Origin of the sequence: Methylobacterium sp. WL7 (assembly GCF_008040085.1) — a bacterium.
In the GTDB taxonomy this organism is placed as follows: Bacteria; Pseudomonadota; Alphaproteobacteria; order Rhizobiales; family Beijerinckiaceae; genus Methylobacterium; species Methylobacterium mesophilicum.
In genome coordinates this window covers 1-20,763 of the sequence record NZ_VRVG01000096.1, presented here as the reverse complement: position 1 = coordinate 20,763, position 20,763 = coordinate 1, and the positions used below count along the sequence as shown (strand labels likewise).

Here is a 20,763-nt window from a genome sequence, read left to right as displayed (position 1 = left end):
CCGAGACCCTGCCCGAGACTCCCGCCCGAGACCCCGCCCGCGCCTCACGCGTAGGCGGCGCAGATCCCCAGGAAGTCCTCGGCCACGAGGCTCGCGCCGCCGACCAGGGCGCCGTCGACGTTCTCCACCGCCATCAGCTCGCGGGCGTTGCTGGGCTTCACGGAGCCGCCGTAGAGGATGCGGATCCGGTGCGCTTCGTCGCCGACGAGCTTGTCCAGCATCTCCCGCAGGGACGCGTGGACCTCGGCGATGTCGCGGGGCGTCGGGGTCCGGCCGGAGCCGATCGCCCAGACCGGCTCGTAGGCGATCACTGTATCGGCCGCGGTGGCGCCCTTGGGCAGGCCGATGGCGAGCTGCGCACGCACGATATCGAGGGCGCGGCCCTGCTCGCGCTCCTCGATGGTCTCGCCGACGCAGATGATGCCGCTCAAGCCGGCGCGGCGGGCGCCGAGCGCCTTTGCGTGGACGCCGTCATCCGTCTCGTGATGGTAGGCCCGGCGCTCGGAATGGCCGACGATCACGTATTTCGCGCCGAGGTCGGCCAGCATCTCCGCCGAGATCGATCCCGTGAAGGCGCCGCTCGGCCGGGCGTGCAGGTTCTGGCCGCCGATGACGATCGGCGAGCCGGCGGCCGCGGCCACGCAGGAGCCGATCAGCGTCGCGGGCGGGCAGATCAGCACCTCGACGCGGGATGCCAGGTCCGGCGTGAGACCGTCCCGGATCGCCTCGACCACTTTGATCGAAGCCCGGGTCCCGTTCATCTTCCAGTTGCCGGCGACCAGCGGTTTCCGCCCCGTCTGCGACATCCCTAGCCCTCGCCTCGTCTCCGCGCCGCCACGGTATTCCGGGGTCGGCGGGGCCTACCAGAGCGAGCTTGGGCGCGCAAACCGTCCGAATGGGTGAGCCTTTGCCTGTGGGCGCGAATGGTCTATCGCGGTCGGCTTTCAGGGATGGCACCGGCCCGGCGACGGGTCGACGGCCGAAGGTATCCGATCACAGACCATGCTTCAGGGCATCCGCAACGCCAGCCAGCATTGGCTCGGCAAGATCGTCTTGACGATCATCTTCACCCTGCTGATCGCGGGCGTCGGGATCTTCGGCGTGGAGGAATTCTTCCGCGGCGGCTCCAGCAGCAACGTCGCGACGGTGGGCAGCACGCCGATCACCGCTGAGCAGGTGCGCCAGGCCTACCAGAACCAGCTGCAGCGCTATCAGACGCAGCTGAAGCGCGCGCTCACGCCCGACCAAGCCCGCATGCTCGGGCTCGACCGGACGGTGATGTCGCAGCTGATCACCGAGGCGGCCCTCGACCAGAAGACGCACGATCTCGGCCTCGGCGTGCCGGACGCCTCGGTGATCCGGGCGATCCACGACGAGAAGAGCTTCCAGAACGCGCAAGGGCAGTTCGATCCGCAGCTGTTCTATCAGACCCTCCAGCGGGCGGGCCTGAACGAGGGCCTGTTCGTGCGCGAGCAGCGCTCCGTGATCGCGCGGCTGCAGCTCGCCGAGGCCGTGTCGTCCGACCTGCACGTGCCGGCGGCGATGCGCGAGGCGGTCCATCGCTACACCACCGAGCGCCGCGCGGCGGCCTACCTGATGCTGACCCCGTCCGTGGCCGGAGAGATCCCGGCCCCGACCGAGGACGCATTGAAGGCCTGGTATGAGGCCAACAAGTCCGGCTTCCGGGCGCCGGAATTCCGGACCGCGACCCTGCTGGTGGTCGATCCCGAGGCGATGGCCAAGCCCGACGCGATCACCGATGCGGACGCCAAGGCCGCCTACGAGCTGAACAAGGGCCGCTACGGCAGCCCGGAGAAGCGCACCATCCAGCAGGTCGTGTTCCCGGATGCCACCGCGGCGGAGACCGCCCGCAAGGCGATCGAGGACGGCGCGAAGACTTTTGAGGCCGTCGCCGAAGAGCGCAGCACCGGCGGCACCGACTTGACGCTCGGCACGCTGACCAAGGCCGAATTGTTCGACAAGGTGGTGGCGGATGCCGCCTTCGCGCTGCCCGAGGGCGGCGTGAGCCAGCCGGTCCAGGGCCGCTTCGGCACCGTGCTGCTGCGGGTGACCAAGATCGAGCCCGGCACGGTCAAGCCGTTCGCCGAGGTCGAGGGCGAGATCCGCAAGGGCCTGGCGCTCAGCCGTGCCCGGGACGCCATGGAGACGACCCGGGACGCCATCGAGGACCAGCGCGCCAGCGCCAAGCCGCTCGCCGACATCGCCGCCGAGCGCGGGCTGAAGCTCGTGACCGTCAAGGCGGTGGATCCCCAGGGCAAGGGCCCGGACGGCCAGCGCGTCGCCGACATCCCCGATCCGGACACCACCCTGCCGGCCCTGTTCCGGGCCGAGATCGGCGGCGACAACGAGCCGCTGCGCACCAAGTCCGGCGGCTACGTCTGGTACGACGTGACCGGAATCGACGCCGCGCACGACAAGCCGCTGGACGAGGTCCGGGACGGCGTGAAGGCCGGGTGGACCACCGCCGAGATCGCCAAGCGGCTCCAGGCCAAGGGCCGGGAGCTGGCGGAGAAGCTCAACGGCGGCGCGACCATCGAGGCGGTCGCCCAGGAGGTCGGCGTCAACACGCAGGAGGCGCAGGACCTCGCCCGCAACCAGGCCAAGGACATGCTCACCGCCGACGACGTGAACCTGATCTTCGCGACGCCGGTCGGCAAGGCCGGCACCGCGGCCGCGGGCGATGCGCGCGCGGTGTTTAAGGTCACGGCGGCGACGATGCCAGCCTTTGTTGCCGACACCCAGGGCGACAAGGCCATCACCAAGAACTTCCAGGCGGCGCTGGCCGACGACGTGCTGTCCCAGTACATCTCCGAGGTCCAGAAGAACGCGGGCGTGAAGATCGATCAGGCGGCTCTGCGCCGGGCCATCGGCGGAGAGTATTGAGGGCCATGGCCGAGGCGCCTGACTACGCGGCCTTCGCCGGACGCTACGAGGCCGGGCAGCCGAGCCTCGTCGAACTCAGCCTGGTCGCCGACCTCGAGACGCCGGTGGCGGCGTTCCTCAAGCTGCGCGCCCGGCATGCCGGGCCGGCGTTCCTGCTCGAATCGGTGGAGGGCGGCGCGGTGCGCGGCCGCTACTCGATGATCGGTCTCGATCCGGACCTGATCTGGCGCTGCCGCGACGGCGCCCCCGCCATCGCCCGCGGGGCCGATCTCGACGCCTTCGAGCCGGACGACCGGGCGCCGCTCGCCAGCCTGCGGGCACTGATCGCCGAGAGCGCGATCGGCGAATCCGGCGGGCAGGACCTGCCTCCCATGGCCGCCGGCCTATTCGGCTATCTCGGCTACGACATGGTCCGCGCCATGGAGCGGCTGCCCGAGCCGAACCCGGATCCCCTGGGCGTGCCGGACGCGATCCTGATGCGCCCGCGCGTCATGGTCGTGTTCGATTCGATCCGCGACCAGATCACCGTGATCTCGCCGGTGCGGCCTTCGCCCGGCGTCACCGCCCGCGCCGCCTACGAGGCCGCGCTCGCGCGCCTCGACCGGGTGGCGGACGCCCTCGAAGGACCGCTGCCGGTGGATGCCCGGGTGGACCTGTCCACGGTGGCGCATCCCGAGCCGGTCTCGAACACCTCGCCCGAGGCCTTCGCCGGCATGGTCGCGAAGGCCAAGGAATACATCGTCGCCGGCGACGTGTTCCAGGTGGTGCTGTCCCAGCGCTTCTCGGCGCCGTTCACGCTGCCGGCCTACAGCCTGTACCGGTCGCTGCGGCGGACCAACCCCGCCCCGTTCCTCTGCTACCTCGACTTCGAGGCTTTCCAGATCGTCTGCTCGTCGCCCGAGATCCTGGTGCGCGTGCGCGACGGGATCGTCACGGTGCGTCCCATCGCCGGCACGCGCCGCCGCGGCGCGACCCCGGCCGAGGACGCGGCGCTCGCCGCCGAATTGCTGGCCGACCCCAAGGAATGCGCCGAGCACCTGATGCTGCTCGATCTCGGTCGCAACGATGCCGGCCGGGTCTCGAAGATCGGCACCGTGCGGGTCACAGATTCGTTCTTCATCGAGCGCTACAGCCAGGTCATGCACATCGTGTCGAACGTCGAGGGCGACCTCGATCCGCGCCACGATCCGCTCGATGCCCTTGCGGCGGGCTTCCCGGCCGGCACGGTCTCGGGCGCCCCGAAGGTGCGGGCCATGGAGATCATCGACGAGCTGGAACGCGAGAAGCGCGGGCCCTACGCCGGCTGCATCGGCTATTTCGGCGCCCGCGGCGAGATGGACACCTGCATCGTCCTGCGTACGGCGATTGTGAAGGACGGGCGCATGCACGTCCAGGCCGGCGCCGGCATCGTCTACGATTCCGATCCGGCCTCCGAGCAGCAGGAATGCGTCAACAAGGCCAAGGCGCTGTTCCGGGCCGCCGAGGAGGCGGTGCGGTTCGCGGCGCAGGCCAAGCGGGGACAGTAGCCACCGGTTGACCGGAGGGTTGCGAGTCGTCACATCGCGGTCATGCCCGAGCGTGCCTCCGCGATGTCCAACGTTCTCGTCATCGACAACTACGATTCCTTCACCTGGAATCTCGTCCACCTGATCGGCCCGCTCTGCGGCGCCGTCGAGGTCGCCCGCAACGATGCGCTGAGCGTCGCCGACATCCGGGCCAAGGCGCCGGACGCGATCGTGCTCTCGCCCGGACCCTGCACCCCCAATGAGGCGGGTATCTGCCTCGACGTCGTGCGCGATCTCTCCGATGAGATCCCGATCTTCGGCGTCTGCCTCGGGCTCCAGGCGATCGGCCAGGCCTTCGGCGGCGACGTGATCCGGGCGCCGCTACCGCTGCACGGCAAGGTCTCGACCATCCGGCATGGCGCCAGCGGCCTGTTCCGGGGCCTGAACGACAGCTTCGAGGCGACCCGCTACCACTCCCTGATCGTCGACCGGGCCAGCTGCCCGGACACGTTGCGGGTCACGGCCGAGGCCGACGGCCTGATCATGGGGCTGGAGCACGCCGAGCGGCCCCTCCACGGGGTGCAGTTCCACCCCGAGAGCATCCGGTCGCAGCACGGTACGGAGATCGTGAAGAACTTCCTGGATCTGGCCGCCGCCTGGAACGCGGCGCGTGACAGGACCCGCGCCGACGTGCATTGACGCCGGACGGCCGGGGCGGCCTTCCGACAGAGCGCATGGACAGCTTCAGACCCCATCTCGCCAAGGTCGCCGGGGGCCTGGCCCTCGACCGCGCCGAGGCACGCGCGGCCTTCGACGACCTGTTGTCGGGCGAGGTCACACCCGTCCAGGCCGGCGCCTTCCTGGCCGCACTGAAGGTGCGCGGCGAGACCGTCGAGGAGATCGTCGGCGCCGCCGAGGCGATGCGCGCCCGCATGACCCGGATCGATGCGCCCGCAGGCGCCGTCGACGTGGTCGGCACCGGCGGCGATCATTCCGGCAGCGTGAACGTCTCGACGCTCGCCGCCATCCTGGTCGCCGCCTGCGGCGTGCCGGTGGCCAAGCACGGGAACCGCGCCGCGACCTCGCGTTCGGGGGCCGCCGACGTGCTGGCGGCTTTGGGCGTCAAGCTCGGGCTCGATGCCGAAGGGCAGGCCCGGTGCCTCGCCGAGGCCAACCTGTGCTTCCTGTTCGCCCAGGCCCATCACGGCGCCATGCGCCACGTCGCAGCAGTACGCTCCGAACTGCCGGTGCGGACGATTTTCAATCTGCTGGGCCCGCTCTGCAATCCGGCCGGCGTCGCCTACCAGCTGTTCGGCGTCGCCCAGGAGGCGCTGGCCGAACCGCTGACGAAGGTGCTCGCCGAACTCGGCAGCCGCCGGGTCTGGACCGTCCACGGCTCCGACGGCCTGGACGAGATCACCGTCACCGGGCCGACCCGCGTGGTCGCCCTGGACGACGGCCGTCTGTCCCGGTTCACCATCGATCCGCGGGAATTCGGCCTCACGCTGCGGGCGCCGGAAGAGCTGCGCGGCGGCGATCCTGCCGACAACGCCCGGGCCCTCGAAGCCGTCCTGGCCGGCGCACGCAACGCCTACCGGGACATCGCCGTTCTCAATGCAGGCGCGGCCCTCGTCGTCGCGGGGGCGGTTCCGACCCTGGCGGACGGGCTCGCGCAGACGCAGGATGCCGTCGATTCCGGGGCGGCGCGGGACACCCTCGCCCGCCTGGTCCGGGCCTCGAACGATCGCTCGAACGGGGAGGAGCGCCGATGAGCACGCTCACGCAGGGATCGGTGACCCATGAGGGTTCTGCCGAGGCGCCGAACGAGCGGCCCAACGTGCTGGCCCGGATCGAGGCCTACAAGCGCCGCGAGATCGCCGAGGCGAAGCTGCGGGTGCCGCTGGCCAAGCTCGAGCGGCGGGCGGCCCAGGCTGAGCCGGTGCGCGGCTTCGCGGCGGCGATTCGGACCCATCTCGATGCCGGGCGCCCGGCCCTGATCGCGGAGGTGAAGAAGGCCTCCCCGTCGAAGGGTCTGATCCGCGAGGATTTCGCGCCCGCGACGCTGGCGGCGGCCTACGAGGCCGGCGGTGCCACCTGCCTGTCGGTGCTCACCGACGAGCCGTCGTTCCAGGGGCGTCCGGAATACCTCACCGAGGCGCGGGCGGCCTGCGGGCTCCCGGTCCTGCGCAAGGACTTTTTGTTCGAGCCCTACCAGGTCTACGAGGCCCGGGCCTGGGGTGCCGATTGCATCCTCGCCATCATGGCCTGCCTGGACGACGACGAGGCGCAGGCCCTGGTCGCCACCGCGCACGAGCTCGGCATGGACGTGCTGGTCGAGGTCCACGACGAGGCCGAGTTGAACCGGGCGGTGCCGCTCGGCACGGCCCTGATCGGGATCAACAACCGCAACCTCAAGACCTTCGAGGTCTCGTTCGAGACCGCGATCCGACTCGCCCCGGGCATCCCGGCGGACCGGATCGCCGTGGCCGAGAGCGGCATCGGCGGCCATGCCGACGTGAAGCGGCTCAGGGAGCACGGCCTGGGCGTGGTGCTGGTCGGCGAGAGCCTGATGCGCCAGGCGGACGTCACGCGGGCGACCCGGGAACTGCTGTTCGGTGAGGGCGACGGGCCGGAGCCGGACGCCAGGGCCGGCAAGGCCAAGAAGCAAGACGACAAGAAGAAGGGGTGAGCATGGAACCGGGTTCGACGCTCACCCATCTCGACACCAGCGGCGCGGCCAACATGGTCGATGTCACCGACAAGCCCGCCACAGACCGCACCGCCCGGGCCGAGGGCAACGTGGTGATGCGGCCCGAGACCCTGGCGCTGATCCGCGAGGGCGACGCCAAGAAGGGCGACGTGGTCGGCACCGCGCGGCTCGCCGGGATCATGGCCGCCAAGCGGACCCACGAGCTGATCCCGCTCTGCCATCCGCTGCTGCTGTCGAAGGTGCGGGTGGAGTGCGAGCTGGACGACGCGCTGCCGGGCCTGCGCATCGCCGCCGAGGTGCGGGTCCAGGGCCCGACCGGGGTCGAGATGGAGGCGCTGACCGCGGTCTCCGTGGCCTGCCTGACGGTCTACGACATGGTGAAGGCGGTGGATCGCGGCATGCGGATCGAGGGCATCCGCCTCATCGCCAAGGATGGCGGCCGCTCCGGTGCCTACCGGGCGCCCGACGCATGAGCACCGGGCTGATCCCGGTCGCCGAGGCGCTGGGACGGGTGCTCGCGAGCATCCCCGCGCCGGTCGAGGCGGAGACGGTTCCGCTGGCCCGGGCCGCGGGGCGAACGCTGGCGGCCGATGTCGCCGCCTCCCGGACGCAGCCGCCGTTCCCGGCCTCCGCCATGGACGGCTACGCGGTCCGCTTCGCCGATGCGTCCGTGGTGGGCGCCAGCCTGAGATCGATCGGGACCAGCGCGGCCGGCCACGGCTTCCCGGGACGCATCGGCCCCGGCGAGGCGGTGCGGATCTTCACCGGCGCCCCCGTGCCGGAGGGTGCCGACGCGATCCTGATCCAGGAGGACGCGGAAGCCGAGGGCGAATCCGTCCGCGTGATGGAGGCGGTCGAACAGAGCCGCTTCATCCGCCGGGCCGGCCTCGATTTCACCGCCGGCGAGACCCTGCTGGTCGCCGGCATGACTCTCGATGCGCGGCGCCTGGCGCTGGCCGCGGCGGCCGGCCATCCCGAACTCTCGGTCCGGCGCCGGCCGCGCGTGGCGATCCTCGCCACCGGCGACGAGCTTGTGGAGCCCGGCGCCGTGCCGGCCTGGGACCAGATCGTCGCCTCGAACAGCCTCGCGCTTGCCGCCCTCTCCGCCGAGGCCGGCGCCGAGATTATCGACCTCGGCATCGCCGCCGACGACCACGGCGCCCTCGAGGACGCGTTCCGGCGCGCCCGCGAGGCCGGGGCCGACCTGCTGATCACGCTCGGCGGCGCATCCGTCGGCGACCACGACCTCGTCCAGGCCGCGCTCGCCCGGGAGGGGCTGGAACTCGGCTTCTGGCGGGTGGCGCTCCGGCCCGGGAAGCCGCTGATGCACGGGCGGCTGGGCGACATGCTGGTGATCGGCCTGCCCGGGAATCCGGTCTCGTCGATCGTCTGCGGGCTGCTGTTCGTGGTGCCGGCGATCCGGGCCCTGCAGGGCGACCCGCAGGCGGGCGCCGACCGGAGCGAGCTGGCCACGCTCGCTCGCGATCTGCCGGCCAACGACGGCCGCGCCGACTACATGCGCGCCACCCTCGCGCTCGAACCCGGCCGCCTGCCGGTGGCGGATCCGGAGAAGCGCCAGGATTCCTCCATGCTGGCCGTGCTCGGCCGCGCCGAGGCGCTGCTGATCCGCGCGCCGCACGAGAAGGCCGCGAAGGCCGGCGATGCCTGCCGGATCATCCGTCTCGATCGCCGGCTGCTATGACGGCCTAACGAACAACTCGCCAAACCTTCAGCGGGCCCGGCAGCGCGACGGGCTCCAGCCGGTCGGACTGAACCTCCCCGCGGGCGAGCCGGGTCGCGAAGGCCGGCTCGGCCTGAAGGTCGTCGGCCGGCCGGGCCGGGCAGGCCACCACGTAGCGGACCCGGAAGGCGTCGAGCACGCGGCCGAGATCCGCCTCGGTGCCGCCAAGTCCCTCGATCGCTGCAGTCAGGCCCGGAATCGCCCGGTGATAGGGCGCGGCCACGATGGTGTGCGGCGTGCGCAGCAGGATCGACGGTCCCAGCGCGATCGGCGCCAGCACCGTCCCGGCGGGGAGCGCCGCCAGGGGCCGGACGGCGGCGTCGCCTTGGCACGCGAAGGCGGCGGCCGGATCGGACCCGGTCCGGGCTTCGCCGCCGAGCCATCCGGCCAGCGCCGCGGGCGCCAACCAGAGGGTGCTGATGAGGCCGCCGCCGAGCGCGGCGGCCGCCCAGCGGCGGGGGGCGGCCCGGGCGGCCAGCGTCAGCGCCCGGTCGATCACCGGCCCCGCCACCAGCGGCACGAAGCCGGAGGCGATGTAGAGCCCGCGGAACTGAAACATCCCGAGGATCAGCCCGGGCCAGAGGAACAGCGCGGCGACCGACCAGGCCCGCCGCTGCGGACCGCGCCACGCCATCCCGCTCGCGGCCAGAGTCGCGAGGAGGACGACCGGGTAGAAGACGAGCATCTCCCAGCGCCCCTGGGCCACGGATTTCCGCACCGACGCCATCTCGTTGACCGTGAGCAGCCAATGGTCCCGGACCAGGGGCGTCATCCCGGGGAACGGTCCGTCGAGGCAGACCGGAAAGGCGCGGGCGAACCCTCCCAGCAGGACGACGCCGCAGGCGATGGCCAGGGTGAGGCGCGTGCGGCCCGTGGCGCGGGACCAGTCCAGGACGACGGCTGCGGCGCCGAGGACGAGCCCACCGGTCGCCAGCCACAGCCAGGGCGGGGAGAGGGCGTCGCAGCGCGTGGCGGTCCAGAGGCCAGGGGCCGTCTGCGCGGCGAACAGGAGCGGCGCTGCCAGGCCGAGGCCGAGCCCGAAGCCTGCGAGGCAGGGGAGGGCGGCGCCGCCGCGCCGGCACCAGTCGCCGGCAAGATAGAGCGCGCCGAGGGCGAGATAGGGCAGGCCTTCGAGGCCCACCGCCAGCGACAGGGCCGCCAGCCCGCCGCCGACGACCCCGGCGCGGAAGCCGCCGCGGATCACGCAGAACGCGAGGCCCAGGATCGCCAGGATCTGGACGTTGTGGTGATCGACCCGGCCCGCCTGGAACTGGATCGCGATCCCGAAGGTCTGGGTCGCCGCAAGCACCGCCAGGATCGCCGCTCGGCCCCCGAAATGCGCGTTCACGCCCCGGTACAGCAGGGTGCAGAACAGCCCGAACAGCAGCATCGGCCAGATCGCCGCCGCCAGACCTGTGGCGAGGTCGGGCCCGGCCAGGGGCGTCAACGCCCAGATCAGGCCCGCGATCGGCGCGTCCACGAGGCGTGACCAGTGGCTCGCCACGCCGTCCGGCCCCAGGAAGCGGTACTGGGTGTTGTCGTACCAGCCCTGGCCGGCCAGCAGGTCGCGCACTTCGACAAGCCGCATCGCGTCGTCGGTGTCGGGCACACGCAGGTGCCGGATCGTGTCCCACACGTCCTGCGGCGCGTTCAGCGTCGCGAGCGACAGGACGACGAGCAGCCACAGGAACGTACGCGGATCGATCCGTGCCGGCGAAGCGGCGGCCGCGGGCGGCATCGGTTCAGGTTTCCGAATGCGCCGAAAGCGAGCGCGGGAGCCATGGTGCGCGTCCGGGCTTAATGGCCGGTCAATCGACCGTGAGGCGGTTCCTTAACCATCCCTCCGCAATCTCCGCGCGAGCCGGTCCGCGATCCGGCCGGGACGGCAGCCGGAGCAGGGGATGAGCCACCACACCGAGACGCTGGTGATCGGCGCGGGGCCGGCGGGTCTTACGGCCGCTTACCTGCTGTCGAAGCAGGGGCGGTCGGTCACCGTGCTGGAGCGGGATCCGGCGCAGGTCGGCGGCATCTCCCGCACGGTCTCGCACAACGGCTACCTGTTCGATATCGGCGGACACCGGTTCTTCTCGAAATCCAAGGCGGTGGTCGATCTCTGGGACGAGATCCTGCCCAACGACTTCATCGAGCGGCCACGGCTGTCCCGGATCTACTATCGCGGCCGGTACTACGCCTATCCGCTCAAGGCGTTCGAGGCACTGCGCAACCTCGGCCTGTTCACGAGCGCGGCCTGCGTGGCCTCCTACCTGTACGCCCGCATGCGGCCGGTGCGCGACCCGAAGAACTTCCACGCCTGGGTGCGCAACCAGTTCGGCGAGCGCCTGTTCGCGATCTTCTTCAAGACCTACACCGAGAAGGTGTGGGGCATGTCCTGCGACGCGATCTCGGCCGATTGGGCGGCCCAACGGATCAAGGGCCTCGACCTCGGCGCGGCGATCCGCGACGGCATCAAGCGCTCGCTCGGCCTGCGCAAGGCGCCCAAGGCCGGCGGCCCGGTGATCAAGACGCTGATCGAGTCGTTCCGCTATCCCCGCCGCGGCCCCGGCATGATGTGGGAGGCCGCCGCCGCCAAGGTCCAGGCCCAGGGCGGGCGCGTGCTCCTCGACCGCGGCGTCGATTCGCTGTCCTACGATGCCGGCACCGGCATCTGGACGGTGGCGGCCCGCAGCGCCGACGGCAGCCGCGAGACCTTCACGGCCCGGAACGTGATCTCGTCGGCGCCGGTGCGCGAACTGGTGGACGCGATCCGCCCGCGCCCGCTCAGCACCTTCAACGCGAGGTCCCTCAAGTACCGCGACTTCCTCACGGTCGCCCTCATCGCGAAATCCCAAAAGAACTTCCCGGACAACTGGATCTACATCCACGATCCGTCCGTGCAGGTCGGCCGGGTCCAGAACTTCCGTTCGTGGTCGCCCGAGATGGTGCCGGACGACGACCATACGTGTCTCGGCCTCGAGTATTTCTGCTTCGAGGGCGACGGGCTCTGGACCGCCTCGGACGAGGAATTGGTGGCGCTCGCCAAGCGCGAGATCGGCCAGATCGGCCTGATCGACCCGGCCGACGTGGTCGATGCCTGCGTGGTCCGCCAGCCCAAGGCCTATCCGGTCTACGACGCGGATTATGCCGGCCACGTCGTCACCGTGCGGCGCGAGCTGGAGCGGGACTTCCCGAGCCTGCACCTCGTCGGCCGCAACGGCATGCACAAGTACAACAACCAGGACCACGCGATGATGACCGCGATGCTGACCGTGGAGAACATTCTCTGCGGCCGGCGCCGGCACGATGTCTGGCAGGTCAACGAGGACGCCGAATACACCGAATCCGGCGTGCAGGCGGCGTTGAGCAGCGAGCGTCTCGTCCCCCGCAAGGTCGCCTGACACGCGACAGCTGCGGGCGCGCGTCACCGGCGCAACTTGCCCGCCCGCTTGCGTCGTCTATCTCCGATCCGGAACCGTCCGAACCCAAGGGCGGCCGGGAGGATTTGAAGACGATGCGATCGCTGTTCATCGCCGCGCTCTGGGCGGGCGTCGCCCTGCCCGCCCTCGTGGCTCCGGCCCTCGCACAGGGTGCGGCGCCGGCCGAGACCAAGGCCAAGGCCGACGACCTGGAGAAGCTGCAGAACCTCCGCAGCACCGACACCCAGGCCGCCCCCGAGATCCCGCAGACCGGCCGCCGCGCCGACGCGATCCGCAAGACGCTGACCAAGATCAAGCTGCCCGAGGGCTTCAAGATCGACCTCTACGCCGTGGTGCCGGATGCCCGCGCCATCGCGGTCGGCCCCAATGCCGGCGTGCTGTTCGTCGGCACCCGCAAGACCAAGGTCTACACGGTGACCGACCGCGACAAGGACCGGGTCGCCGACGAGGTCCGCGCCTTCGCGCCGGGCATCGCGTTCAAGATCCCCAACGGCGTCTGCTTCTCGAAGGACGGCGTGCTCACCATCGTGGAGCAGAACCGGGTGCTCGCCTTCCCGGCCGCCGAGTTCTTCTACGAGAATCCGGATGTCGCCGCCGGCATCCTGGTGAAAGAAGGCGCGCTGATCCCGGCCGGGGAAGAGAGCTTCAATCACACCGCCCGGGTCTGCCGGGTGGGTGCGGACGGCAAGACCTACATCGCCCTCGGCCAGCCCTACAACGTGCCGCCGGCCGAGAAGATGGACCTGTACCGCAAGGCCGGCATCGGCGGCATCATCCGCATCGATGCCGACGGCAAGAACCGCGAGGTTTTCGCGACGGGCATCCGCAACTCGGTGGGCATGGATTTCGCCGCCGACAAGTCGCTCTGGTTCACCGACAACCAGGTCGATGGCATGGGTGACGACAAGCCGCCGGGCGAATTGAACCACGCCACGAAGGCGGGCGAGAACTTTGGCTTCCCCTGGTATGGCGGCGGCGCGGTCCGCACCGTCGAGTACAAGGACCAGACCCCGCCCGCCGACGCGGTCGCCCCGGTCGCCGAATTGCCGCCGCACGCGGCCGATCTCGGCATGACCTTCTACACCGGCAAGCAATTCCCGGCCTCCTACAAGGGCGGGATCTTCATCGCCGAGCACGGCTCCTGGAACCGCACCGAGCCGGTGGGCGCCCGGGTGATGTTCGCGCCGATGGGGGCGGACGGGAAGCTCGGCGCGGTCAAGCCGTTCGCGGAAGGCTGGCTGACCGGCGACGGCGAGTATCTCGGCCGCCCGGTGGACGTGGCGGTGATGCTCGACGGCTCGCTGTTGGTCTCGGATGATTCCGCCGGGGCGATCTACCGGATCTCCTACGAGAAGTAGGTTTTCGGGACTTGGCGCCTCTGTTCGTGAGAGGCGCCACCGCCGCAAACAGGCGCGACAGTCCCCCTCTCCCGTGCGGGAGAGGGTTGGGGTGAGGGACCCGAATTTTCCGGAGAGGTCGCACCCCTCACCCTGTCCCTCTCCCGCACGGGAGAGGGGACCTGCGCCTATTCCGTTGACCGTTCGTGAAACCGCCTACCGAGCCCAGCCGATGATCCGCCCGCTTCTCCTTCTCGCCGCTCTGCTCGTCCCGCTCTCGGCCCAGGCCGGCGACGCAGCCCTCGGGCGCAAGAAGGCCAGCGCTTGCCAGACCTGCCACGGGATGGACGGGCTCTCGAAGCTGCCGGAGGCGCCGAACCTCGCCGGGCAGGTCGAACCCTACCTGGTGAAGGCGCTCAGCGAGTACCGCGACGGCAAGCGGCAGAACGAGATCATGAACGTGGTCGCCAAGGAGCTGTCGGATGCCGACATCGCGAACCTGGCCACGTATTATGCGGGCATCCAGATCGACGTGCTGCCGCCGGTGTAGTATTTGTCTAAGATAATTATTTTATAAGGGTTTTACTTAACGATTTTCTGACATTCTATCGGGCTGGCTCAGCCCTCTATTGATTTTGTTAGTGCCCGCATTGAAAATCAAACCTATGTAATATTATTTATGCTGGTACATACATAGTCTGACCAGATAGACACTAGTTATTCGCAGCCATCAGGCTTTCTGACAATTCCCAGTTTGCAACATGCGTTTCGATAGCCGCAGTCTGGCTAGCCGATCGCTCGCGCGCGCCACCGCGTGTCGAATTTCACAGAAAAATTCATCAAGTCCTTGCGGAAAATTTCCGCACAAAATATGTGAATTTAACGAGGAGAAATTGCGTGAATGATGACGAAAAGCGCGCAAGCTTTGTGAGACTTGCGGAAGGACGGACGCAGGCGGCGCTCGATGCGATCCGAAAGCTCGGAAATTTGTCAAATCGTCGAGCTTATGAATTTTCCGAGGCCGATGTTAAAAAGATCAGCAAAGCTTTGAAAGACGCTATATCTGATCTCGAAAGACGCTTCGGCTCGTTGAATGAGCCGACCGATAGTTTCAAACTATAGGAAGCAGACATGCGACCGGAGCAACTTGGTATTGGGGATCGAAAATTTTTGATAAACCGCCTGATTCAGCAGGCGCCAATCAATACGCTCATACGTGAATTCTTTAAGAATGCGGATGAGAATGCAGCGCTAGCGCCAATTGGTCGGCGCTTAATCCAGATTTATCCCACCGGGATTGGCGGCGTTAATAAATTGACTTTCTTTAATACTGGTATTGGTATGTCAGCAAAAGAGCTGAGAGTTGCTACCGAAATCAGTTCTTCTGTCAATAAAATGATGTCTCTCGATGGAAATTTTGGCATAGGAGCTAAAGTATCTGGTCTCGCCGCATCGCCGCATGGGATTCGTTATCGTTCGTGCAAAGGTGCTTTAGTCCGCGAGGTAACCATCGGTTATGACGATGAGGAAGGTACTTATGTCCGTTTCCTTGCGCAGATGCCTGACGGAAGCTATGAAACTATCTGCGACGTAACAGCTGCAGCAATACACGATGGAAAATCTACATCGGAAGACTGGACCGAGGTTGTGCTTCTTGGGCAAGATCCGTCGCACGATACGACGGCTGAGCCAATTGGCAAAGGCATAAATGTTGATCGGAGTTTCATACCGACTTCTATATTTCGACGATTTGTCAGTTTTTCGTTAGGGGTACAAGTAAAGATTGACGTCGCCATGACCAAGGGCGGCGGCAAAGGAGAAACAGGTAGATTTCGTGAACTCAAAACACTCGACGATGTTTTGGAAAAGCTTGGTAATGACGAGATCGTCAAGGATCCTGCGACAGCAGTTTCGATTCGTTACATTTACGACCCAAAGCATGAAACGTCAGGACATTCCATAAGCGCTCGCGTAAATGCAGCAACTGGTTCGACCACATTCTTGGCGCTTGTCTACCGCGGAGAGCGTTACGATTTTCGAACACAAAAAGTCTGGTCGTCGGTAGCGCCGACTTTTGGTATTCCATTCGGTTCAAAAGTTTTGACTGTGGAGATTTGGCTCCCTGACGGCGCTGCCTATCCTAGTCAGTACCGAGACTCGTTAATGTGGCGCCACGATCGTTCAGCGCTGACAGCTGACCATTACGCATATCTTGTCCGGGAATTGATGCCCGATTGGGTGAAAGATATCATTCGTCGCGAGTCGCCTGACAACAATGACGACTTGAATGATTTGCAATTGGCCTTACAAGACTTGCTCGATGAGCTGCGTGTTCCGACAAATGGCATGAGACGCAGTCCAGAACCGACTCTTCGCACGCTACGCGATACTACAGGCACGTCAGAGCCAGAGAATACTACGATCGAGTCGGAACAAGACGAGTCTGAAGCAAATGGTCTGCTTCCACCTTCAAAGCGGGTAACGACCCGCGCATCAAAGACACTCGTTAGAACCGCGCCTGAGGGTTCTATCGCTTCCCGCCTAGCAAGCGGCCTTGAGCGTGCCCCTGAAATCAAAATTTTGGACGAAATCGATGCAATTGATGAGCATGGACTAAGTGGGAGAGCTGCTAAATTTCATGACGAAGTGAGAACTCTTTTCGTGAATGGTCGTTATCCAATTGTTTTCAAAATGGCTGATGAAATTATCAACGATTTTGCAGACGCTGATGATCTTGATGAGATCCGAAGCCTCGCATTGCAAGCATCTCGGCGTACACTTGCATTTCGCGTGGGTAAATCTACCTGCTTTGCACTAGCCAAGCGGCTCCTTGATGATTGGTCAACCGAAGATCTGGATCGCGCGACATCCCGGGAATCGCTCTCTATGGCGGCAGATGATTTTCGCCAGAGTCTTCCGTCCGCAAGGAAATGGATCAAAGACCAGATGCGAATCGCACGCGCAGCCGCCCTTACGTAGTTGTCGGACTGCGCCTTTCAGACTTTAACTTTCGTCAATCATCCATCTTCAGCGCTGCAATAAACGCCTCCTGCGGGATCTCCACGCGCCCGAACTGGCGCATCTTCTTCTTGCCTTCCTTCTGCTTGTCCAACAGCTTGCGCTTGCGCGAGATGTCGCCGCCGTAGCACTTGGCGGTCACGTCCTTGGACAGGGCCTTGATCGTCTCGCGGGCGATGATCTTGCCGCCGATCGCCGCCTGGACCGGGATCTGGAACAGGTGCCGCGGGATCAGGTCCTTCAGCTTCTCGCACATGGCCCGGCCGCGCGATTCGGCGCGGGTGCGGTGGACCAGCATCGAGAGGGCGTCCACCGGCTCGGCGTTGACCAGCAGCGACATCTTCACGAGGTCGCCCTCGCGGTAGTCGGAGACGTGGTAGTCGAACGAGGCGTAGCCCTTCGAGATCGATTTCAGACGGTCGTAGAAATCGAACACCACCTCGTTCAGCGGCAGGTCGTAGACCACCATGGCGCGCTTGCCGACGTAGTTGAGGTCGATCTGGACGCCGCGGCGGTCCTGGCAGAGCTTGAGCACGCCGCCGAGATACTCGTCCGGCGTCAGGATCGTGGCGCGGATCCACGGCTCCTCGATCAGCTCGATCTTCATCACGTCCGGCATGTCGGCCGGGTTGTGCAGCTCCTTGAGCGTGCCGTCGCGCATCTTCAGCCGGTAGACCACGGAGGGCGCGGTGGAGATCAGGTCGAGGTTGAACTCGCGCTCCAGCCGCTCCTGGATGATCTCCAGGTGCAGCAGGCCGAGGAAGCCGCAGCGGAAGCCGAAGCCCAGCGCGGCCGAACTCTCCATCTCGTAGGAGAACGACGCGTCGTTGAGCCGGAGCCGGCCCATGGCCGCGCGCAGGTTCTCGAACTCGGCGGCGTCCACCGGGAACAGCCCACAGAACACCACCGCCTGGACTTCCTTGAAGCCCGGCAGCATCGAGGTGGTCTGGCGCTTGTCCTCGGTGATCGTGTCGCCGACGCGGGTGTCGGCGACCTCCTTGATCGAGCCGGTGAAGAAGCCGACCTCGCCGGGGCCGAGCTCGCCGATCTCGGCCATCTTCGGGCGGAACACGCCGATCCGGTCGACGCCGTGGACGGCGTCCGCGCCCATCATCCGGATGGTCATGCCCTTCTTGAGCACGCCGTCGATGATGCGCACCAGCACGACGACGCCGAGATAGGCGTCGTACCAGCTGTCCACCAGCAGCGCCTTGAGCGGCGCGCTCCGGTCGCCCTTGGGCGGCGGCAGGCGGGTCACGATCGCCTCGAGCACCGCCTCGATGTTCAGCCCGGTCTTGGCCGAGATCGGCACCGCGTTCGAGGCATCGAGGCCGATCACCTCCTCGATCTGCTCCTTGACCCGCTCCGGCTCGGCGGCCGGCAGGTCGACCTTGTTGAGGACCGGGACGATCTCGTGGTTGGCGTCGAGCGCCTGGTAGACGTTGGCCAGCGTCTGCGCCTCGACGCCCTGGGAGGCGTCCACCACCAGCAGCGAGCCCTCGCAGGCGGCCAGCGAGCGCGACACCTCGTAGGCGAAGTCCACGTGGCCGGGCGTGTCCATCAGGTTGAGGATGTAATCCTTGCCGTCCTCGGCCCGGTATTCCAGGCGCACGGTCTGCGCCTTGATGGTGATGCCGCGCTCCTTCTCGATATCCATCGAGTCGAGCATCTGCTCGCTCATGTCGCGCAACGCCACGGTGCCGGTGGCCTGGATCAGCCGGTCCGCCAGGGTCGACTTGCCGTGGTCGATATGCGCGACGATCGAGAAGTTGCGGATGTTGTCGATCGGGGTTGTCATCGGCATTCCGTTCGGGCGCGCGACGGCGCGCACCGTCTGACGTCTGGGCGTGTTCGGATGGGTCGGCTCACGCGCGAGATAGCAGCGCCGCGCAGACGCGCCAAGCGCGGGGGCCGACCCGCTGCGATCGGGCCGGCCCGAACGACGAAGCGGGAGCCGGATCGAACCGGCCCCCGCCCGTCGGCAATGCTCCGCCGGTGCCGGCGGCTATGACGAGCGGTCAGCGGCCGCGATCACGGATCAGGCGCTCGATCTCGGCCTCGCCGTGGGTCCGGGCCTTCGACTCGGTGGGATGCTTCCGGTCCGAACGCTGGTGCAACTTGCCGTGCTTGCGGATGCTCCACTGGAACATCGCGCCGCTCTCGCCGACCGGCTGCACATCGAGGCTGAAGGGATAGGTGTCTGTCTGGATCTCGCTCATCGCGCGGATATGGTGCACCGGGCGGCACTTCGCCATGCCCCGGGGTGATTGGCCGCCGCCGATGTCGCCCGCTCAGGCCCCGCCGCGCGCCTGCGCCGCCATCGCGACGAGGTGCCTGCGCAGGCCGCCCATGTCGGAGACGCGCTCCGGAAAGACCACCCGCGCCGTCCGGTCGCCGGCCATCAGGTCCAGCCCCTCCGGGTCGAGCCCGCTCAAACGCCACGGCAACCCCGCCTCCGCACCCGCCGCCGCGGCGTAGAGCGCCAGCGCGTCGGCGTGGTCGGCGTTCATGTGCTCGACCGCCCCGGCCTCGCCGGCGACCACGGCCTCAGCCCCGGTGAGGTCGAGGAGCAATTCTTCGCGGATCAACGTCGCGGCCTTCGCGAAACCGCCGTTCAGGTGGCCAGACTTCGCAGTCACCGCGAAGAACCCGAAATCCGGAAAGTCGGCGTACAGCTTGGCTTTCGGATGACGCGCCAGGAAACGCGCCCGCGCCCGGGCATCGTCGGTCTGCACGGCGGTGCCGACCACGGTGAGTCGCGGATGCGCCAACGGATCGCCCTTGCCGCCCTGCGAGAACAGCAGCGAGCAGCGCGGATCGGCCAGCAGGTTCCGGGTGTGGGCCGAGAGCCGCGACAGCAGCATCAGCGGGGTGCCGTCCTGGTCGGTGGCGATGGTCACCAGCGACGCGAAGGGCGTTCCCTCCGCATCGAGGGTCGCCAGCGCCCCGGACCGGATGGTCCGCAGCAGCATCCGCGACAACCCGATCGCGTCGAACGGCGCCTCGCCTGCGGGCAGAGGACGGGCCGGCTCGCGCTGTTCCGACGCATTGGTGCTCGTCTCGCCCATCCGGTCGCCCTCGTTTTTCACCGCTGCCGCACGCCCGCCACCGTAGCTCTGCACCGCTGCGCGCACGAGCGCCCGGACCCGCGTCAGATCGGCCTTTATGGCCAAGCTATGACCGCCGCTCGCTTTTTCCGATCGGCCGTACTAAAGCACCTGTCCCGTTGCGCGAACCGGGCGGTGCCGAAACCGGCCCGGTGCGCGCTTCCGCCTGCCCCTCGGGGCCGGGATGGAGCGCGGCCCGCGCGAACAGCCGGGACCGCGCTTGAGCCCGTTCAGTCAGGGATCGCGCATGCCAACCATCGCCCTCGTCGACGACGACCGGAATATCCTGACCTCCGTGTCGATCGCGCTTGAGACCGAAGGCTACCGCATCCAGACCTACACCGATGGCGCCTCCGCCCTCGACGGTCTGCGGCACTCCCCGCCGGACCTCGCGATCTTCGACATCAAGATGCCGCGCATGGACGGGATGGAGCTTCTCCGCCGCCTGCGGCAGAAATCCGACCTCCCGGTGATCTTCCTGACCTCGAAGGACGAGGAGATCGACGAGTTGTTCGGTCTCAAGATGGGCGCGGACGACTTCATCCATAAGCCGTTCTCGCAGCGCCTGCTGGTGGAGCGCGTGAAGGCGGTGCTGCGCCGCTTCGCCAAGGAGCCGGCGGGCGCCACCCCGCGGGGCGAGGCCGACATCGCGGCCCGCTCGCTGGAGCGCGGCTCGCTGATGATGGATCCGGAGCGGCACACCTGCACCTGGAAGGGCGAGCCGGTGACCCTCACCGTCACGGAATTCCTGATCCTGCAGGCGTTGGCCCACCGGCCCGGCGTCGTGAAGAGCCGCAACGCCCTCATGGATGCCGCCTACGACGATCAGGTCTACGTCGACGACCGCACCATCGACAGCCACATCAAACGCCTGCGCAAGAAGTTCAAGGTGACCGACCAGGCCTTCGACATGATCGAGACGCTGTACGGCGTCGGCTACCGGTTCAAGGAGGCGTGATCTAAAGGATCCGCCACGTGACCGGCCACACCCCCGCCCAAGCCGAGGA

General features: G+C 67.6%; 18 protein-coding genes. 13 read left to right on the top strand and 5 right to left on the bottom strand.

Features of this window, described 5'->3' with window-relative positions; translation table 11 throughout:
* Nucleotides 1-44: 44 nt before the first annotated feature.
* Nucleotides 45-806 carry a triose-phosphate isomerase gene (gene tpiA / locus FV233_RS20800; RefSeq protein ID WP_147854921.1) on the bottom strand — a complete coding sequence of 254 codons (762 nt, stop codon included), beginning with the start codon at nt 804-806 and terminating at the stop codon, nt 45-47.
* A gap of 196 nt (nt 807-1,002) precedes the next feature.
* On the opposite strand from tpiA, the gene FV233_RS20795 reads away from it, so the two are divergent.
* From FV233_RS20795 to glp, 7 genes are all read left to right on the top strand, one after another.
* Complete coding sequence (locus FV233_RS20795) at nt 1,003-2,904, top strand: peptidylprolyl isomerase (protein WP_147898635.1); 1,902 nt, start codon at nt 1,003-1,005, stop codon at nt 2,902-2,904.
* A gap of 5 nt (nt 2,905-2,909) precedes the next feature.
* Nucleotides 2,910-4,430, top strand: coding sequence for an anthranilate synthase component I (trpE, locus tag FV233_RS20790; protein WP_147898634.1), 1,521 nt, complete (start codon nt 2,910-2,912; stop codon nt 4,428-4,430).
* A gap of 63 nt (nt 4,431-4,493) precedes the next feature.
* A complete protein-coding gene (locus FV233_RS20785; RefSeq protein ID WP_147898633.1) occupies nt 4,494-5,108 on the top strand; it encodes an aminodeoxychorismate/anthranilate synthase component II in 615 nt (204 codons plus the stop codon).
* A gap of 35 nt (nt 5,109-5,143) precedes the next feature.
* Nucleotides 5,144-6,181 carry an anthranilate phosphoribosyltransferase gene (trpD, locus tag FV233_RS20780; protein WP_147898632.1) on the top strand — a complete coding sequence of 346 codons (1,038 nt, stop codon included), beginning with the start codon at nt 5,144-5,146 and terminating at the stop codon, nt 6,179-6,181.
* A complete protein-coding gene (gene trpC, locus FV233_RS20775; protein ID WP_147898631.1) occupies nt 6,178-7,098 on the top strand; it encodes an indole-3-glycerol phosphate synthase TrpC in 921 nt (306 codons plus the stop codon). The genes trpD and trpC overlap by 4 nt, the downstream gene beginning before the upstream one ends.
* Nucleotides 7,099-7,100: 2 nt before the next feature.
* On the top strand, nt 7,101-7,592 hold the full coding sequence (gene moaC / locus FV233_RS20770) for a cyclic pyranopterin monophosphate synthase MoaC (protein ID WP_147898636.1): 492 nt from the start codon (nt 7,101-7,103) through the stop codon (nt 7,590-7,592).
* Entirely contained in the window at nt 7,589-8,821 is a 1,233-nt protein-coding gene (glp, locus tag FV233_RS20765) for a gephyrin-like molybdotransferase Glp (protein ID WP_147898630.1), read from the top strand. The genes moaC and glp overlap by 4 nt, the downstream gene beginning before the upstream one ends.
* 4 nt (nt 8,822-8,825) lie before the next feature.
* Here glp and FV233_RS20760 read toward each other — a convergent pair whose 3' ends face one another.
* Nucleotides 8,826-10,598: a hypothetical protein gene (locus FV233_RS20760; RefSeq protein WP_147898629.1), complete on the bottom strand. Its 1,773-nt coding sequence runs from the start codon at nt 10,596-10,598 to the stop codon at nt 8,826-8,828.
* A 163-nt stretch (nt 10,599-10,761) separates the two neighbouring features.
* On the opposite strand from FV233_RS20760, the gene FV233_RS20755 reads away from it, so the two are divergent.
* From FV233_RS20755 to FV233_RS20735, 5 genes are all read left to right on the top strand, one after another.
* Nucleotides 10,762-12,255 (top strand): NAD(P)/FAD-dependent oxidoreductase, encoded by a 1,494-nt coding sequence (locus FV233_RS20755; RefSeq protein ID WP_147853561.1) that lies wholly within the window; start codon nt 10,762-10,764, stop codon nt 12,253-12,255.
* A gap of 113 nt (nt 12,256-12,368) precedes the next feature.
* The gene (locus tag FV233_RS20750) at nt 12,369-13,652 is read left to right on the top strand and encodes a PQQ-dependent sugar dehydrogenase (protein WP_147898628.1); all 1,284 of its coding nucleotides are present in this window, start codon (nt 12,369-12,371) and stop codon (nt 13,650-13,652) included.
* 211 nt (nt 13,653-13,863) lie between these two features.
* Nucleotides 13,864-14,181 (top strand): cytochrome c, encoded by a 318-nt coding sequence (locus FV233_RS20745; RefSeq protein ID WP_147898627.1) that lies wholly within the window; start codon nt 13,864-13,866, stop codon nt 14,179-14,181.
* A gap of 347 nt (nt 14,182-14,528) precedes the next feature.
* Nucleotides 14,529-14,753, top strand: coding sequence for a hypothetical protein (locus tag FV233_RS20740; RefSeq protein WP_147853557.1), 225 nt, complete (start codon nt 14,529-14,531; stop codon nt 14,751-14,753).
* 9 nt (nt 14,754-14,762) lie between these two features.
* Nucleotides 14,763-16,610 (top strand): hypothetical protein, encoded by a 1,848-nt coding sequence (locus FV233_RS20735; protein WP_147898626.1) that lies wholly within the window; start codon nt 14,763-14,765, stop codon nt 16,608-16,610.
* Between the two features lie 34 nt (nt 16,611-16,644).
* Here the strand turns inward: FV233_RS20735 and lepA are convergent, their stop codons facing one another.
* From lepA to FV233_RS20720, 3 genes are all read right to left on the bottom strand, one after another.
* On the bottom strand, nt 16,645-18,447 hold the full coding sequence (gene lepA / locus FV233_RS20730) for a translation elongation factor 4 (RefSeq protein WP_147853555.1): 1,803 nt from the start codon (nt 18,445-18,447) through the stop codon (nt 16,645-16,647).
* Between the two features lie 220 nt (nt 18,448-18,667).
* A complete protein-coding gene (locus FV233_RS20725; RefSeq protein WP_147853554.1) occupies nt 18,668-18,868 on the bottom strand; it encodes a hypothetical protein in 201 nt (66 codons plus the stop codon).
* 72 nt (nt 18,869-18,940) lie between these two features.
* Entirely contained in the window at nt 18,941-19,717 is a 777-nt protein-coding gene (locus FV233_RS20720) for a DUF2470 domain-containing protein (protein WP_147853563.1), read from the bottom strand.
* Between the two features lie 286 nt (nt 19,718-20,003).
* On the opposite strand from FV233_RS20720, the gene FV233_RS20715 reads away from it, so the two are divergent.
* Complete coding sequence (locus tag FV233_RS20715) at nt 20,004-20,714, top strand: response regulator transcription factor (RefSeq protein ID WP_147853553.1); 711 nt, start codon at nt 20,004-20,006, stop codon at nt 20,712-20,714.
* Nucleotides 20,715-20,763 lie beyond the last annotated feature (49 nt).